This is a genomic window from Chitinimonas naiadis (assembly GCF_054780835.1).
In genome coordinates this window covers 248,172-262,559 of record NZ_BAAGVO010000009.1, presented here as the reverse complement: position 1 = coordinate 262,559, position 14,388 = coordinate 248,172, and the positions used below count along the sequence as shown (strand labels likewise).

Annotated in this window: 13 protein-coding genes; 7 read left to right on the top strand and 6 right to left on the bottom strand. The window is 64.2% G+C overall.

Annotated features, from left to right (window positions below; all coding sequences use genetic code 11):
- The first annotated feature begins 12 nt into the window (after positions 1 to 12).
- Both hutI and hutG read left to right on the top strand, forming a co-directional pair.
- Entirely contained in the window at positions 13 to 1,239 is a 1,227-nt protein-coding gene (gene hutI, locus ACYVHK_RS24320) for an imidazolonepropionase (protein WP_460537601.1), read from the top strand.
- A gap of 87 nt (positions 1,240 to 1,326) precedes the next feature.
- Complete coding sequence (gene hutG / locus ACYVHK_RS24315) at positions 1,327 to 2,247, top strand: formimidoylglutamase (RefSeq protein ID WP_460537599.1); 921 nt, start codon at positions 1,327 to 1,329, stop codon at positions 2,245 to 2,247.
- 383 nt (positions 2,248 to 2,630) lie between these two features.
- On the opposite strand, the gene ACYVHK_RS24310 is transcribed toward hutG, so the two are convergent.
- Positions 2,631 to 3,251, bottom strand: coding sequence for a TetR/AcrR family transcriptional regulator (locus tag ACYVHK_RS24310; RefSeq protein WP_460537597.1), 621 nt, complete (start codon positions 3,249 to 3,251; stop codon positions 2,631 to 2,633).
- A 136-nt stretch (positions 3,252 to 3,387) separates the two neighbouring features.
- Here ACYVHK_RS24310 and ACYVHK_RS24305 point away from each other — a divergent pair, with 136 nt between their 5' ends.
- Positions 3,388 to 4,509, top strand: coding sequence for an MBL fold metallo-hydrolase (locus tag ACYVHK_RS24305; protein ID WP_460537595.1), 1,122 nt, complete (start codon positions 3,388 to 3,390; stop codon positions 4,507 to 4,509).
- 67 nt (positions 4,510 to 4,576) lie between these two features.
- On the opposite strand, the gene ACYVHK_RS24300 is transcribed toward ACYVHK_RS24305, so the two are convergent.
- Both ACYVHK_RS24300 and mpl read right to left on the bottom strand, forming a co-directional pair.
- Positions 4,577 to 5,089 (bottom strand): Crp/Fnr family transcriptional regulator, encoded by a 513-nt coding sequence (locus ACYVHK_RS24300; protein WP_460537593.1) that lies wholly within the window; start codon positions 5,087 to 5,089, stop codon positions 4,577 to 4,579.
- A gap of 77 nt (positions 5,090 to 5,166) precedes the next feature.
- Complete coding sequence (gene mpl / locus ACYVHK_RS24295; protein WP_460537591.1) at positions 5,167 to 6,549, bottom strand: UDP-N-acetylmuramate:L-alanyl-gamma-D-glutamyl-meso-diaminopimelate ligase; 1,383 nt, start codon at positions 6,547 to 6,549, stop codon at positions 5,167 to 5,169.
- Between the two features lie 90 nt (positions 6,550 to 6,639).
- Between mpl and ACYVHK_RS24290 the strand changes: the two genes are divergently transcribed.
- From ACYVHK_RS24290 to ACYVHK_RS24280, 3 genes are all read left to right on the top strand, one after another.
- Positions 6,640 to 7,596: a GGDEF domain-containing protein gene (locus ACYVHK_RS24290; protein WP_460537589.1), complete on the top strand. Its 957-nt coding sequence runs from the start codon at positions 6,640 to 6,642 to the stop codon at positions 7,594 to 7,596.
- Positions 7,597 to 7,824: 228 nt separating this feature from the next.
- Complete coding sequence (locus ACYVHK_RS24285; protein WP_460537587.1) at positions 7,825 to 8,103, top strand: HU family DNA-binding protein; 279 nt, start codon at positions 7,825 to 7,827, stop codon at positions 8,101 to 8,103.
- 184 nt (positions 8,104 to 8,287) lie between these two features.
- Complete coding sequence (locus tag ACYVHK_RS24280; RefSeq protein WP_460537585.1) at positions 8,288 to 10,072, top strand: monovalent cation:proton antiporter-2 (CPA2) family protein; 1,785 nt, start codon at positions 8,288 to 8,290, stop codon at positions 10,070 to 10,072.
- A 28-nt stretch (positions 10,073 to 10,100) separates the two neighbouring features.
- Here the strand turns inward: ACYVHK_RS24280 and ACYVHK_RS24275 are convergent, their stop codons facing one another.
- From ACYVHK_RS24275 to ACYVHK_RS24265, 3 genes are all read right to left on the bottom strand, one after another.
- On the bottom strand, positions 10,101 to 10,754 hold the full coding sequence (locus tag ACYVHK_RS24275; protein ID WP_460537583.1) for a glutathione S-transferase family protein: 654 nt from the start codon (positions 10,752 to 10,754) through the stop codon (positions 10,101 to 10,103).
- A 65-nt stretch (positions 10,755 to 10,819) separates the two neighbouring features.
- A complete protein-coding gene (locus ACYVHK_RS24270; RefSeq protein WP_460537581.1) occupies positions 10,820 to 11,770 on the bottom strand; it encodes a complex I NDUFA9 subunit family protein in 951 nt (316 codons plus the stop codon).
- A gap of 76 nt (positions 11,771 to 11,846) precedes the next feature.
- Positions 11,847 to 13,775, bottom strand: a complete 1,929-nt coding sequence (locus tag ACYVHK_RS24265; RefSeq protein WP_460537579.1) for a lytic transglycosylase domain-containing protein — start codon at positions 13,773 to 13,775, stop codon at positions 11,847 to 11,849.
- Positions 13,776 to 13,886: 111 nt separating this feature from the next.
- Between ACYVHK_RS24265 and ACYVHK_RS24260 the strand changes: the two genes are divergently transcribed.
- On the top strand, positions 13,887 to 14,243 hold the full coding sequence (locus tag ACYVHK_RS24260) for a 2Fe-2S iron-sulfur cluster-binding protein (protein ID WP_460537577.1): 357 nt from the start codon (positions 13,887 to 13,889) through the stop codon (positions 14,241 to 14,243).
- Positions 14,244 to 14,388 lie beyond the last annotated feature (145 nt).

Sequence of the window (14,388 nt, the reverse complement as noted above, 5' to 3'; positions counted from 1 at the left end):
AATCCTGACACCATGAATGCCAAAGCAACCCTGATACGCCATGTTCATGCTGCGACCATGGCGGGTACCACCGACTACGGCGTGCTGCGCGATGCCGCGCTGCTGATGCGCGACGGGCGCATCGCCTGGCTGGGCCGAGAGGCCGATCTGCCGGCCGACCTGGGCGAATACGAGGTGGTGGATGGCGAGGGCGGCTGGCTGACGCCGGGCCTGATCGATTGCCATACCCACCTGGTGTTTGGTGGTGACCGTTCGCATGAGTTCGAGATGCGGCTCAATGGCGCGAGCTATGAGGAGATCGCCCGGGCTGGCGGGGGCATACGTTCTACCGTGGCGGCCACCCGTGCGGCCAGCGAGGTGGAGTTGTTCACTGCCAGTCTGCGGCGCCTGGACGGGATGCTGCGCGAAGGCGTGACGACGATCGAGATCAAGTCTGGCTACGGCCTGGACCTAGAGAGCGAGCGCAAGATGCTGCGCGTGGCGCGGCAACTGGGTGAGGCGCGGAATGTGCGGGTCAAGACCAGTTACCTGGCTGCGCATGCGCTGCCACCGGAGTACCAGGGCAGGGCGGACGAGTATATCGACGCCTGCATCGCCTGGCTTTCGGCCTTGGCGGCCGAGGGGCTGGTGGATGCGGTCGATGCCTTCTGCGAGCGTATCGGCTTCAGCCGGGAGCAGGTGGAGCGGCTGTTCAAGGCATCCAGGGCGCTGGGCCTGCCGGTCAAGCTGCATGCCGAGCAATTGTCGGATTCCGGTGGGGCCAAGCTGACCGCCAAGTATGGTGGCCTGTCGGCCGACCATCTCGAATGGCTGGACGACAAGGCGATTGCGGCCATGGCGGAGAGCGGGACGGTAGCCGTGCTGCTGCCGATAGCCTACTACTGCCTGCGCGAGACGCGTCTGCCGCCGATCGAGGCGCTGCGGGCCGCTGGGGTGGCGATGGCCGTATCGACCGATTGCAATCCCGGCACGGCGCCGGCCAGCAGCCCGCTGTTGGCGCTGAATATGGCTTGCACCCTGTTCCGCCTGACGCCGGCCGAAGCGCTGGCGGGGATGACCTGCCAGGCGGCGCGTGCGCTAGGCATCGCCGATGAGGTGGGGACGCTGGCAGTGGGGAAGCGTGCCGATCTGGCCCTATGGCGTATCGCCCGGCCGGCGGAGCTGTGCTACTGGCTCGGTGGTGAGCCCTTGTGGCAGCGCTGGCACGACGGGCGCATGGTATTGCCGTCGGCCCGCTAGGCTGCGAGGGTAAGGATGGCCTGGATAAGGCGGCCGGCAACAAGATTCATAACGATAAAGTGAGTGGTGATGCATGAATCGGCAGATATGAGTGTCTGGCAGGGCCGACTGGATTCGGAAGAGGGCGCCCTGGCGCGACGCTGGCATGAGCGGGTGCAGGTACTGCACGATGAGGCGGTGCCGGGTGTAGCGCTATTGGGTTTCGCCTGCGATGCGGGCGTCAACCGCAATCAGGGTCGGCCGGGGGCGAAGGAGGGGCCGCTGGCAATCCGCAAGGCGCTGGCCAACTTGGCATGGCACCACGACGCGCATGTTTATGACGCCGGTACCGTGAGTTGTGCCGCCGATGAGCTGGAGGCGGCGCAGGCGGAGCTGGGACGGCAGGTGGCCCATCTGCTGCATGGCGGACATATGCCGCTGGTGCTGGGGGGCGGGCATGAAATGGCTTACGGCAGTTTCCTGGGCCTGGCCCGGCATGCCGAGCTGATGGATAGGCCGCCCCGTATCGGCATCATCAATCTCGATGCGCATTTCGATCTGCGAGCCGGGGACCGGGCCAGCTCCGGTACGCCGTTCCGGCAGATTGCCGAGGCCTGCGCGGCGAACAATACCTCGTTCAACTATCTGGTGTACGGCATCTCCGAGCCCGCCAATACCGAGGCGCTGTTCCACCGCGCGCGCGAGCTGGGTGTGCAATGGCGTGGCGATGAGGATTGTCATCGCGACAATCTGGAGAACCTGCTTGATACTCTGGCCTTCTTTGCCGACCAGGTGGATTGGCTGTACCTGACGGTGTGCCTGGATGTCCTGCCGGCCGGCGTGGCGCCAGGGGTGTCGGCGCCTGCGCCCTATGGGGTCGAGCTGCCGGTGGTGGAGGCGCTGATCGATGCGGCCAAGGCGACCGGGAAGTTGATGGTGGCGGATATTGCGGAGCTCAATCCGGCGTTTGATCGGGATGGGGTGACGGCGAAGGTGGCAGCACGCATTGCCTGGCGCTTAGCAAGGTAGCAGTCTGCTTGTTTTAGCGGCTTACGCCGCAGATCTGCGCTTTGCGCAGGTTGGAGCGGGAGTGCGTCCCGCGGCCGCCTCCCTTTCACCTGACGTACCGCGTCGCCGGGAAAGGAAGCAAAGAAAGGCGACCCTGACAGCGCCGCCCGCTACGCGGGTTCCTTGCGCTTCTCGCGCCCTGCGGCCGGAGAGCGAAACTCGCCGGCAAGCCGGCTCAGACAATGTTCCCCGGACTACCCCGCAGGTCGCTGCGATGCTCAACGGCGCTCACGGGGACCTGGGTGCTCCGTGGAGAGTATTTGCGTTGGCTCTTGGAAGCGATAGCTCAATTGGTACGACAGAAAAGCGGCCTAAAGGCCGCTTTTCTGTTTTCTAGTACGCATCTATTTGGTTGTGCGTGGAGCGTAATACGCCAGGAACATGTCTACCGAGCTGATGGCGATCTGTTCGCGCTCCGCGGCGGTCGGCAGGGCCTGGCCCAGGGCGATCTGGGGCCAGAAGGCGAAGGACTTGATGAGGCCTTGCAATTGATGGGCGGCGAAGACCGGATCGGGGATGTCCAGGCGGCCGTCGACCTGGGCGGCGCGTAGCCAGGTCAGGGCACCTTCTTCCTTCTCGCCGAAGCGGGCGATCATGGACTGGGCCCGTTCGGGGGCGTGGATGGCTTCGGCGATGGCGACTCGGGCCAGGTCGAGGAAGCTGGCATCGGCCAGCAGTTCGAGCTTGTACCCAACGAGCTCCAGCAACTGTTCCCGGATGGGGCGCACAGGGCTGTAGGCCAGCTCGGCCACGCTCATGCTGCGCTGCCAGAGCTGCATCAATATCTCGGCAAACAGGGCGTCCTTGCTCGGGAAATGGTTGTAGACCGTGCGCTTGGAGACTTCGGCACGCGCCGCGACCTGGTCCATGCTGGTGCTCTGGAAGCCACCCTGACGGAACTCGGCGATCGCGGCGTCAATGATGGCCTGGCGTTTCTGGTCGGTGAGGCGAGGCGCGTTGGGCATGGGTAGGGAATAAGTAGCAACACCTTAATTCTACACTGGGTAGTTTACTTTTTGTTTTTACAAAACTACACTGTGTAGTGTAATTATTGTGTTGAACCACCGACGGGGGACGGAGTCCACGCTGGCGGGTGGTTCGATGTACCGCCCTATTTGTCTCTTACCGCTGGAGTTCTACGTCATGGCCGGTTCCGCCTCTTCTGTCTGCGCCACCCCGCGCTACCCTCATTCCGTTCAGTTCCAGCGCGGCAAGTTTCGTAACCTGGCCAGGATGCGTACGCATGGCCTGGGCGGGGCGCTGGGCATCATCAAGCGCATGATCTTTGACAAGCCTGCCGAGGCCTCGCCGGTGCAGGCCATCCCGGTGCAGGCGCTGAGCCGGGAACAGCTCCTGGCGGCAGCCGACAACAGCCTGTTTCGTTTGGGCCATTCGACCTTGCTGTTGAAACTGCAGGGCCGCTTCTGGCTGACGGACCCGGTGTTCTCCGAACGTGCCTCGCCATTCAGCTGGGCTGGCCCCAAGCGTTTCCATCAGCCACCGATCAGCATTGCCGAACTGCCGGAGATCGAAGGCGTGATCCTGTCGCACGACCATTACGATCACCTCGACAAGGCTGCGGTGCTGGCGCTGGCGGACAAGGTGAAGCATTTCGTGACCCCGCTGGGGGTGGGCGATATCTTGATCGCCTGGGGCGTGGCGGCCGACAAGGTGCAGCAGCTGGACTGGTGGCAGATGACACGGGTCGCTGGCCTGCAGCTGGTGGCGACGCCTGCCCAGCATTTCTCGGGTCGTGGCCTGTTCAACGGTAACGGGACCTTATGGTCCTCCTGGGTGATCCAGAGCGAGGGACTGAAGGTGTTTTTCAGCGGCGATAGCGGCTACTTTGATGGCTTCAAGGCCATTGGTGACCGCTATGGCCCGTTTGACGTGACGCTGGTCGAGACCGGCGCCTATGACCCGCAGTGGCCGGACGTGCACATGCAGCCCGAGGAAAGCCTGCGGGCGCACCTGGACCTGCGTGGGCGCTGGCTGCTACCCATTCACAACGGCACTTTCGATCTGGCCTTGCACAACTGGTTCGAACCCTTCGAGCGGATCACCGCATTGGCGCGTGCCCAGGGCGTGGCGATCAGCACGCCACGGATGGGGCAGGCGGTGGATTTGCGACAGCCGCCGGTGGCCGAAGCCTGGTGGCGGGAGGCAACGGATCTGGTGCCGGATGACGCCTTGAATGCGGCGCTGGTGGTGGCGGAGCGATAACGGCGTTTCTACCTCCTGCAAAGGGAGTAGCGGCAGTCACGGAACGCTTAACGATACACCCGTGTGCCTAGCTAGGTAACGTCCTGCGCGTGTCCTGCGCCAGCTTTTCGTAGGCTTCCTTCTCGGCGCTATGCTCGACCAGCTCGGTGAGCTTGGCGTCGGTTTCGCGCAGGCGACCGGCGAGCAGGATGGCGAGGTTGCGATAGAGCTTGGATTCCAGTGTCGGCAAGCGGCTCAGGCTGGCACGCTTGAAGACCAGCACCCTGACGTCTTCCAGGGTCTCGATGCTGGCGGAGCGCCAGCCGAAGTCGACCAGGGCCAGTTCACCAAAGGTTTCGCCGGGGCCCAGGCGGGTGAGTTCGTGTTCGCTGATGCCGCCAAAGCGGCGCACGCTCACGCTGCCGGACAGCAGTACGTACAGTTCGCTGCCGTCCTCGCCTTCGCTCAGGAGGCGTTTACCGGCCGGATGCTGCTCGAACTGGCAGGCGGCGAGGAACAGGCGGGCTTCGTCCTGGGTGAAGCCGCCGAACAGCCGGACAGACTGAATCAGCTTCAGTATCAGCGCCTCGTTGTTCTGCATGCTCGAACTCCTCCTGTTGCCGCTGGTGGTGGATGCGCGTCTACTCTGAAGAGGGGGCGGTCATGGCCGCCCTTCTGTCAGACAGAGAATGCGTCAAGCAGCTTCTGGTGTACACCCTCGAAACCACCATTGCTCATGACCAGTACGTGGTCACCGGGCCGGGCGTCGCGCTTGACCGCAGCTACCAGGGTTGCCAGCTGATCGTGGCTTTCGGCGATATCGCCCAGCGGGGCCAGTGCTTCGGCCGGATTCCAGCCGAGCTTGGCGCCATAGCAATAAACCCGGTCGGCGTCCTTGAGGCTGCCGGGCAGGGCTTCCTTCATGGTGCCGAGTTTCATGGTGTTGGAGCGCGGTTCCAGTACCGCCAGGATGCGGGCCTGCCCGACCTTGCGACGCAGGCCTGCGACGGTGGTGGCGATGGCGGTCGGGTGGTGGGCGAAGTCATCGTAGACGGTGATGCCGCCGGCCACGCCGCGTACTTCCATGCGTCGCTTGACGTTGCGGAACTCAGCCAGGGCGGCGATGCCGACTTCGGTGGACACGCCGACATGACGGGCCGCAGCCAGTGCAGCGAGGGCGTTGAGCTGGTTGTGCTCGCCCAGCAAGGACCATTGCAGCCGGCCTTGCAACTTGCCGTCCAGCAGCACGTCAAAGCCGTCGTCATGGACAGTACCGGCCTGCCAGCCGCTATCGCCGCCGAAAGGTGCCACGCTGGACCAGCAGCCGCGCTTGAGGACGCGCTGCAGGCTTTCCTCGCGACCGTTGGCGACGATCAGGCCCTGGCCAGGTACGGTGCGGACCAGGTGATGGAACTGGGTCTCGATCGCGGCCAGGTCGGCAAAGATGTCGGCGTGGTCGAATTCGAGATTGTTGAGGATGGCGGTGCGGGGGCGGTAGTGCACGAACTTGGAGCGCTTGTCGAAGAAAGCCGTGTCGTATTCGTCGGCTTCGATGACGAAGAACGGCGAGCGACCGCCTTTTTCCTGTCGCGGTTCGCCAGGCAGGCGGGCGGAGATGCCGAAATTCTCCGGCACGCCACCGACCAGGAAGCCGGGCGCCATGCCGGCATATTCGAGTATCCAGGCCAGCATGGCGCTGGTGGTGGTCTTGCCATGCGTGCCGGCGACAGCCAGCACCCACAAGGGATGGGCGGGATTTTGCAGGACATTCTCAGCCAGCCATTGCGGCCCGGAAATATAGGGCAGGCCGGCGTCGAGGATGGCCTCCATCAGCGGATTACCGCGCGTCACTACGTTGCCGATAACGTAAATATGGGCATTGAGTTTGATCTGTTCGGGCGAGTAGCCTTCAATGAGTTGAATACCGGCCGCTTCGAGCTGGGTACTCATGGGTGGGTAGACATTGGCATCGCAGCCGGTAACGGTGTGGCCACTGGCGCGAGCCAGTTGGGCGATACCGCCCATGAATGTGCCGCAAATGCCGAGAATGTGTATGTGCATACCGTGTTTGCTTCAGTCGATTTCGCGCTTGCGCAACTGAAGCGGACTGCCGCAGCTACGAAGCTCTGGTAACATAAGTGATTGACGATAATGAACGAACGCTCGATGACGCCACCGCAATCTCCCACATTGACGCCGTCGGACATCGCCCGCATCGCGCTCAAGCGCCTTGCCGAGCTGGGTCTGCCGCCCACGCCAGAAAACTACACCAAATTCTACAACGCTATTGCCGCGATCAAGTCACCGACAGACAAGAGCGATGAAGAACTGAAAAGCGCCTACCAGGTGCTGTTCCGGGTTTCTGACGTGCTGGACGGCATGAGCGAGACCTCGGAGACGCTGCTGGAGGATCTGCTGCGCGGCAGCGAGGTCATGGACAAGTCGCTCAATACCCTGCGTAGCAGCAGCGACCCGCACACGTTGGAGCAGGTACTCAACACCCTGATCGAATCGACCGGTACGGTACGCCAGACGGTGTCGGCTTCGCACCGTGACCTGCAGGAGCTCAAGTCCACGATGGACAAGATCCAGTCGGATCTCGCCATCAACCGCAAGACGCTGGAACAGGACCCGCTGACCGGCGCCCTGAACCGGCAGGGGCTGGAGCATCTGCTGACACGCGAGGTCAAGCGCGCGCGCCGGGCGGCCCATTCGCTGACGGTCGGTATCCTCGACCTTGACGAGTTCAAGCAGGTCAACGATCGCTTTGGTCATCTGGTCGGTGACAAGGTGCTGATGCACTTTGCCGCCATTGCAAAGGCGGTGCTGCGCGAAAGCGATGTACTGGTGCGTTACGGTGGCGAGGAGTTCCTGATCCTGCTGCCCGAGACCGACCTCAATGGTGCGCGCTTCTTCATCGATCGCCTGCGCCAGGTGAACGCCAAGACGCCGTTCTTCCATCACAGCCAGCATATCGACATCCGTTTCTCGACCGGCGTGGCGGAGCTCAAGCCGGAAGAGAATGGCCACTCCATGCTGATCCGTGCCGACGAGGCCATGTACCGGGCCAAGAACAGCGGCCGCGACCAGGTCATTTTCGCTGACTGACCCCGGCAGGCCTGCCCGATTCTGACCCGATTTGTGTGGTCAGAGCCGCGCAGGCCAAGCTTTTTGGGGCAGTATCTGCACGTTAAGTATTGTGTTGCTGCACCGCTCTGGGTTAGGGTTCGCGCTGATCATCGAGGCCTGGGGCTGTTGCCTTCAGCGGCAAAGCGTGGTTCGATGCGCACCAAGCCCAACAGGGCTTTCCCAAGACATCCTTTCTGAGAGATTCCTATGCGGACCAAAAAAGAGCTGATCGACGCGCTTGCAGAGCGCACCCAACAACCGAAGACCGTAACCGAAGCTTTTGTCGACGCGTTGGGCGACGCACTGCGTGACACCCTGGCCAAGGGCGAAGAAGCTGTGCTGCCAGGCGTCGGCAAGTTCTCCGTCAAGGCCAAGGCTGCGAAGACCGGCCGTAACCCCAAGACTGGCGAAGCGATCCAGATCGCTGCGCGCAAGTCGCCTGCTTTCAGCGCCCTCAAGGCCCTGAAGGATGCCGTAAACGCCTAAGGAGGCGTCGCGAGAGGGCCACACTCAAGCGAGTGGTGGACTCTCAGCCTTCCTTGAGCTTTACAGCTACCAGGAAAACCCCGCTGCGGCGGGGTTTTTTATTGCCAGTTCGCGACGGCATGGGTTCACAGCGAACCGGCCTGCATGCCATTATCGGCGCTATCTGCTTCGGGTCTGGTCCTTTATGTCTCTGCTTTCGCAAGGCGTGGTGCTGCTTGCCTCCGCCGTCGTCGCCGTTCCCCTGCTCAAGCGCTTTGGCCTGGCTTCGGTCCTGGGCTATCTCGCGGCCGGGGTGGCGATCGGCCCCTGGGGGCTGGGTCTTATCGACCAGCCCGAGGCCATATTGCACACCACCGAGTTCGGTGTGGTGCTGCTGCTGTTCATCATCGGCCTGGAGTTGCAGCCTTCGCGCCTGTGGGTGCTGCGTCGGGTGGTATTTGGCCTTGGCGGGGCCCAGGTGCTGCTCAGCAGCCTGGTGCTGGGCCTGATCGCCTGGGGTCTGGGATTGCCGCCACTGGCGGCCACGGTGGCCGGCCTGGCGCTGTCGCTGTCTTCCACGGCCTTCGTGCTGCAGCTACTGGCCGAGAAGCAGCAGTTGACTACCCGGCACGGTCGGGACGGCTTTGCGGTCCTGCTGTTCCAGGATCTGGCGGTGATTCCGCTGCTGGCCATCCTGCCGCTGCTGTCGCCCGATGCCGTTGCGGCGCACCGGCCACCGGCCTGGGTGTCGATCGCGGCGGTGGTGGGTGTGGTGCTGGGTGGGCGCCTGCTGTCGCGCAAGGTGCTGCGCCGGGTGGCGCGGACCAATAATCACGAGCTGTTCGTGATGGCCACGCTGCTGATCGTGATGGCGACCTCCTGGGGCATGGAAGCGGCCGGACTCAGCATGTCGCTGGGGGCCTTCCTCGCCGGCGTGCTGCTGGCGGATTCGGAGTTCCGGCATGAGCTGGAAGCCAATATCGAGCCGTTCAAGGGCGTACTGCTGGGCCTGTTCTTCGTGGCGGTGGGCATGGCGGCCAATCTGGGCCTCTTGAAGGCCCATCCGGTGCAGGTCCTGCTGCTGGCGCTGGGCCTGGTGCTGGTCAAGATGGGGGTGCTGTATGTGATCGGCCGGCTATCGGGCATGGAGGGCAGGGCCAGGCGGCGTTTTGCCATCTACCTGTCGCAGGGTGGTGAGTTCGCCTTCGTGCTACTGACCCTGGCTGCTGGCCAGCAACTGATGGACGAGGCCACGGCCGACCTGCTGGCGATGGTGGTGACGCTCTCGATGGCGCTGACGCCGCTGCTGATCAGCCTGCATGGACGCTTGATCGCACCGCGGCTGGAAGCCGGCGAGAAGCGCGAGTACGACCGGATCGAGTCGGAAAGCCATCGGGTCATCATTGCGGGCTTTGGCCGCTTCGGCCAGATCGTGGCGCGGGTGCTACGCATGCGTAAGATATCAGCCACCGTGCTGGAGGCGAATTTCGAGCAGGTGGACTTCGTGCGGCGCTTTGGCAACCGGATTCACTATGGGGATGCATCGCGACTGGACCTGCTGCGGGCGGCCGGGGCGGCACAGGCCGAGGTATTCGTGCTCGCCATCGATGATGTCGAGGCCTCGATCAAGACCGCCCAGACGGTGCGGGCGCATTTCCCGCACCTGCTGATCTATGCCCGTGCCCGTAACCGTTTCCACTACTACCGGCTACGCGACCTGGGTGTGCAGGTGGTGACGCGGGAAACCTTTGCGTCCAGCCTGGAGATGGCCGGCGGAGTCCTGCAGGGGCTGGGTATCGCGCCTGGCATCGCCCGCGAGCTGCTGGACACCTTCCGTCGTCATGACGAGGCGCTGCTGGAGCGGCAGACGGCGGTGCAACACGACGAGACCCAGTTGCTGCAGACCGCACGCGACGCGATGGCGGAACTGGAGGGGCTGTTCGAGTCCGACCAGGTCGGAGACGAAGCCAAGGCACCAGGTGCGCCTTGAGCCCAGCGCAGCCAGGGCATCGCCGGGGTCAATCACCGGCCGGTTCGTTGCCGGCCAGTATCCAGGGCTCGGCCGCTGCGGCTTGGTACCACTCGCGCACGTCGGGCAGGTCCAGCACCTGGTTGATCCAGGCCTGGGTGCGGGCTGGCAGGGTCAGCGAGTAGGTCCGGCAGCGGGCGGCGACCGGCAGGTACATCGCATCGACAATGCCGAACTCGCCCATCAGGAAGGGGCCGGCACTGGCGTAGCGTACCCGCAGGCTTTCGACCAGTGCGGCGAAGCGGGTAATGTCGCGTTCGACCTCCGGCGGGTGGGGCCGTGGGCTGACCAGGCGCCGGACGTTCATCGGGTAGTGCTGACGTAGCGCGGCAAAGCCGGCGTGCATTTCGGCGGCCAGGGCGCGCGCCTCGGCGCGCTGGGCGCTATCGCGCGGCCAGAAGGGGCGGTCGGGAAACTGCTCGGCCAGGTATTCGCAGATCGCCAGCGACTCCCAGACCTGGATGGCGCCGTCCAGCAGGCTGGGCACCTTGCCGGTCGGGGCGTGCTTGAGCAGGGTTTCCGCGCTGCCGGGCTCATACAGCGGCACCAGCACTTCCTCGAAGGGAATCCCGAAATGCTTGAGCAATATCCAGGGTCGTAGCGACCAGGACGAATAGGCTTTGTTACCGATGATCAGTTGCATGGCGGTCTGACTGGGTGGTCGGCGTTTGGTTCGGTCGGCTGGTCTGGGACGGGCGTCGACTTGTCTCAGCCTCCGCTACGACGGCGCAGCGCCAGGTAGCGGTCCCGTGGGCGGCCTCCGGCCAGCAGGATGGGAAGAATGGCTTCCAGGGCGGTGGGTGACCAGCCCAGTGCGGTCGGAAAGCCTGCCGGGTCGACGCTGTCGGTCTTGAGACTGTCGAGATTGTCACGCGTCAGCGGCGGATTGGGGAGCAGGCGCATCGCCCCGGCTTGCAGCCGCGCCAGCCAATCAGGCAGCCCAAAGATGGGACGAGGCCTGCCGGTGGCGGCGCCGATATGGCTGACTAGTTGCTGCAAGGTGTAGACCTTGGGGCCCACCAGATTGAGCGATTGCCGGATCAATCGGTCGTCGTCGAGTGCCGCCTGGAACGCGCGGCTGACATCCTCCACCCAGACTGGCTGCATGCGCGCCTGGGCGCCGGCCAGCGGCACGACCGGGGTGAGCTTGAGCAGGTTGGCGAACAGGCTGACGAAGCAGCGTCCCTGGCCGAAGATCAGGGAGGGGCGAAAGATCGTCCAGTCGAGCGGGCTGGCCTTGACCAGGGCTTCGGCCTCGCCCTTGCTGCGCAGATAACTGGAGGTGCCAGCCGTGTCGGCACCCAGCGCGCTCATGTGCAGGTAACGGTGGACGCCGGCCTCGCGGCAGGCGTTGATCAGTTTTGCGGTGAGCTCAACGTGGGCGTGGCGAAAGGCGGCGGGCGTGCCCTGCAGGATGCCGACCAGGTTGATGGCGGCTGCATGGCCCGGTAGCAGGACCGCCAGCACCTCGGGGTCATGGATGTCCGCTTCGAGGACCGTGATGCCGGGCAACAGGATCAGGTCTTCGCGTACCCGCTCCCGGTCCCGGCAGGGCAGGGTCACCGTGTAGCCGCGGCGTGCCAATTGTGCCGCCAGGGCGTTGCCGACAAAGCCGGTGCCGCCAAGGATCAGGATAGAGGACGAGCAAGAGATGGGCATGGGGCATACCGGGGCTTACAGGGTGTAGTTAGTTCTAGTCGCTAAGCCCCGTGGTCGCCACCATCCGTCGCTGCGATCAGGGCAGGTCTTCGGCAGCCGGTTCGCTGCCGCCCTTGGCTGGGATGACGCCCAGGCGGCGTTTCAGTGAGGTTTCACCCTTGCCGAAGGCCTGCGCGTAGTAAACCGCGTTGGCCATGACCTTCTTCACATAGTCACGGGTCTCGCTGAAGGGAATGCTTTCCGCGTACACGGCACCCTCCAGGGGGCGCGCGGCTTTCCAGGCCCGGGCACGGCCCGGGCCGGCGTTATAGGCGGCGGTGGCCAGTACCGGCTGGTTGTTCAGGCTTTCCAGGACGTGCTTGAGGTAGAAGGTGCCGAGCTGCACGTTGGTGCCGATCTCGTTGACCGACACCGGGTTGTAGCTGACGCCCATCTTCTTGGCGACCCAGCGGGCGGTGGCAGGCATTAGCTGCATCAGGCCCTGTGCGCCGACGCCTGAGCGGGCCACGCTGACAAAGCGGCTTTCCTGCCGGATCAGGCCGTAGGTCCAGGCCTCGTCGAGGTTCATATCGCGGGCGTAGCTCTGGGTCACATCGCGGTAGGGGGCCAGGAAGCGCAGGCTGAAGTCATGCAGTTCACGCGTCCGTTCGGCCGAGTAGATCGCGCGGTCATACCAGTTGGCCTGGCGGGCGACTTCAGCTGCCGCCAGTAATTGACGGTCGCTGAGGCCCCGCATGGCCCAGTTCCATTCGCGGTTGGCTTCGATGCGCCAGTTGAGCGTGTTGAGCGCCAGTGCGCGCTGAACGGCCGGCACGGCGCGCGCTGCCTGTAATTCTTCGGCATTGGGCTTGTAGCGGCCGGCGGTCAGGTCGGCGACCGGTCCCAGTTCTTCGCGTGCCAGCAAGCCGTAGAAATGATGCTCACCGGCCAGCTCGACAAAGCGCTTGCTGGCTTCCAAGGCCTGACCGGCCTGTTGCAGCGAACGGGCCTGCCAGTAGCGCCAGGGGGCCAGACGGCGGGTCTCGTCGCCCATGGCGTCGATACCGTTGCCGACCGCCTGCCAGTCACCGGCACGCAGGGCAGACCGGACATACCACTCCCTGTCGTCGTCATCGAGCTCGGCCAGGGAGTCGCCCTTGGCGAACCAGCTCAGCGCCCGGTCGTCGAGCTTGCGGGCGGCCTGATAGGCCAGTTGTCGCCAGGCGTGGCGACGGTCCGCTTCGGTCAGCCTGCTGGCGACCTTGTCCAGCAAGGCGGGGCCTGCATCCAGGTCGGCCCGGGCGGCACGCTCGATGGCAAACAGGGCCAGTTCGCGACCGCCGCGAGTGACCAGTGCCAGGCTGGCAATACCCTTGTCTGGACGGGTGGCGATGGTCTTGATCTTCTTGGCATCGATGCCGGCGGGGTTGTTCAGGCGCGGCAGCAGTTGCGCCGCAAAGTCGGGATTGTTGGCTTCAAGGGCGAGCCGCACGCGGGCCCAGGCGTCGTCGTTGCTGAGCTGTCCGCTAGCGAACAAGCCGTCAAAGACCGGGGCGCAGGCATCCGACAGTCCTTTGGGGTTGAACCAGAGCGGTCGGCCTTCGCGCAGCAGCATGGCTTTGTCACCGCGTATCGCTGCGAGCTGCAGCCGATAGCAGTGCAGCTCGCTGCCGGTTTCCCACTGGATCAGGCGTGGCCATTCCCGTTCGAACAGCGCCCAGCTGCCCCGTTTGCCCAGGCTTTTCAGCCAGTCGGCCCGCAAGCGGTCAGCCATCACGCTGCCGGCGTAGCGATCGAGGAAATCCAGTACCTGACTCTCGGGCAACTGGTCGATCTGCGCGGTCAGTAGCCAGTAGCGTGGGTACATCTCCAGCGCGGTGCCATCGGTACGACCGCTGATCTCGACCAGCTGATCCAGCTTGCCGGTGCGGGCGGCCTCCCGGGCGAGGTTCATGTCGTACTCGAGTGCGGCGTGGCTGAGCGTGGTGCAAAGGCTGAACAGCAGGGCGGGTAGTAGTCGTTTCATGGGCATCGGGTGTGGCATTGCAGCATGAGCCCGACTCTATCACAGGCGCCGATAATGCCCATGCGGCAAGCGGACTTGCCAGGAGGGCCAAGCTGGCGTTCCATAGCAGCCATGACGCGTTTGATATTGCAGGGTGGCGGCATGTCGGCACCGCTTGAATTCGAGGCAGGCGAAGGCAGCCTGCTGATCGATGCCGTGCGCGAGCTGGCTCGGGATGGCCTGCTGCCGCTGTACTGGCGTTGTGGCCAGGGCACCTGTGGTGCCTGCCTGGTACACCTGACGCGACCCGAGTCCGAGCGCGCGCCGGTGGTGATGGTCGGCAAGGAGCGCAATGTGCTGGCACGTAAGGGATTGCTGAGCGAGCAGCAGCGGCTTGCGGAGAGCCTCCCGGAGGGGGGGGAGCTACCCCGTCTGGCCTGCCATGTGGTGCTACGCGGGCAGTGGATCAAGGTATCCTGGCGAGGCTGACTTTTCACACTGCAAGTCGGGTTTTCAGCAGTGTTGTAGTAAGGCAACATCGACTACAAATTATATTGTTATGACGTACAAATATGGCTAAATTGCCTCAGCACCTGCCGGCAATACCGGCATATCCCACCGCGTGAATCCTCAC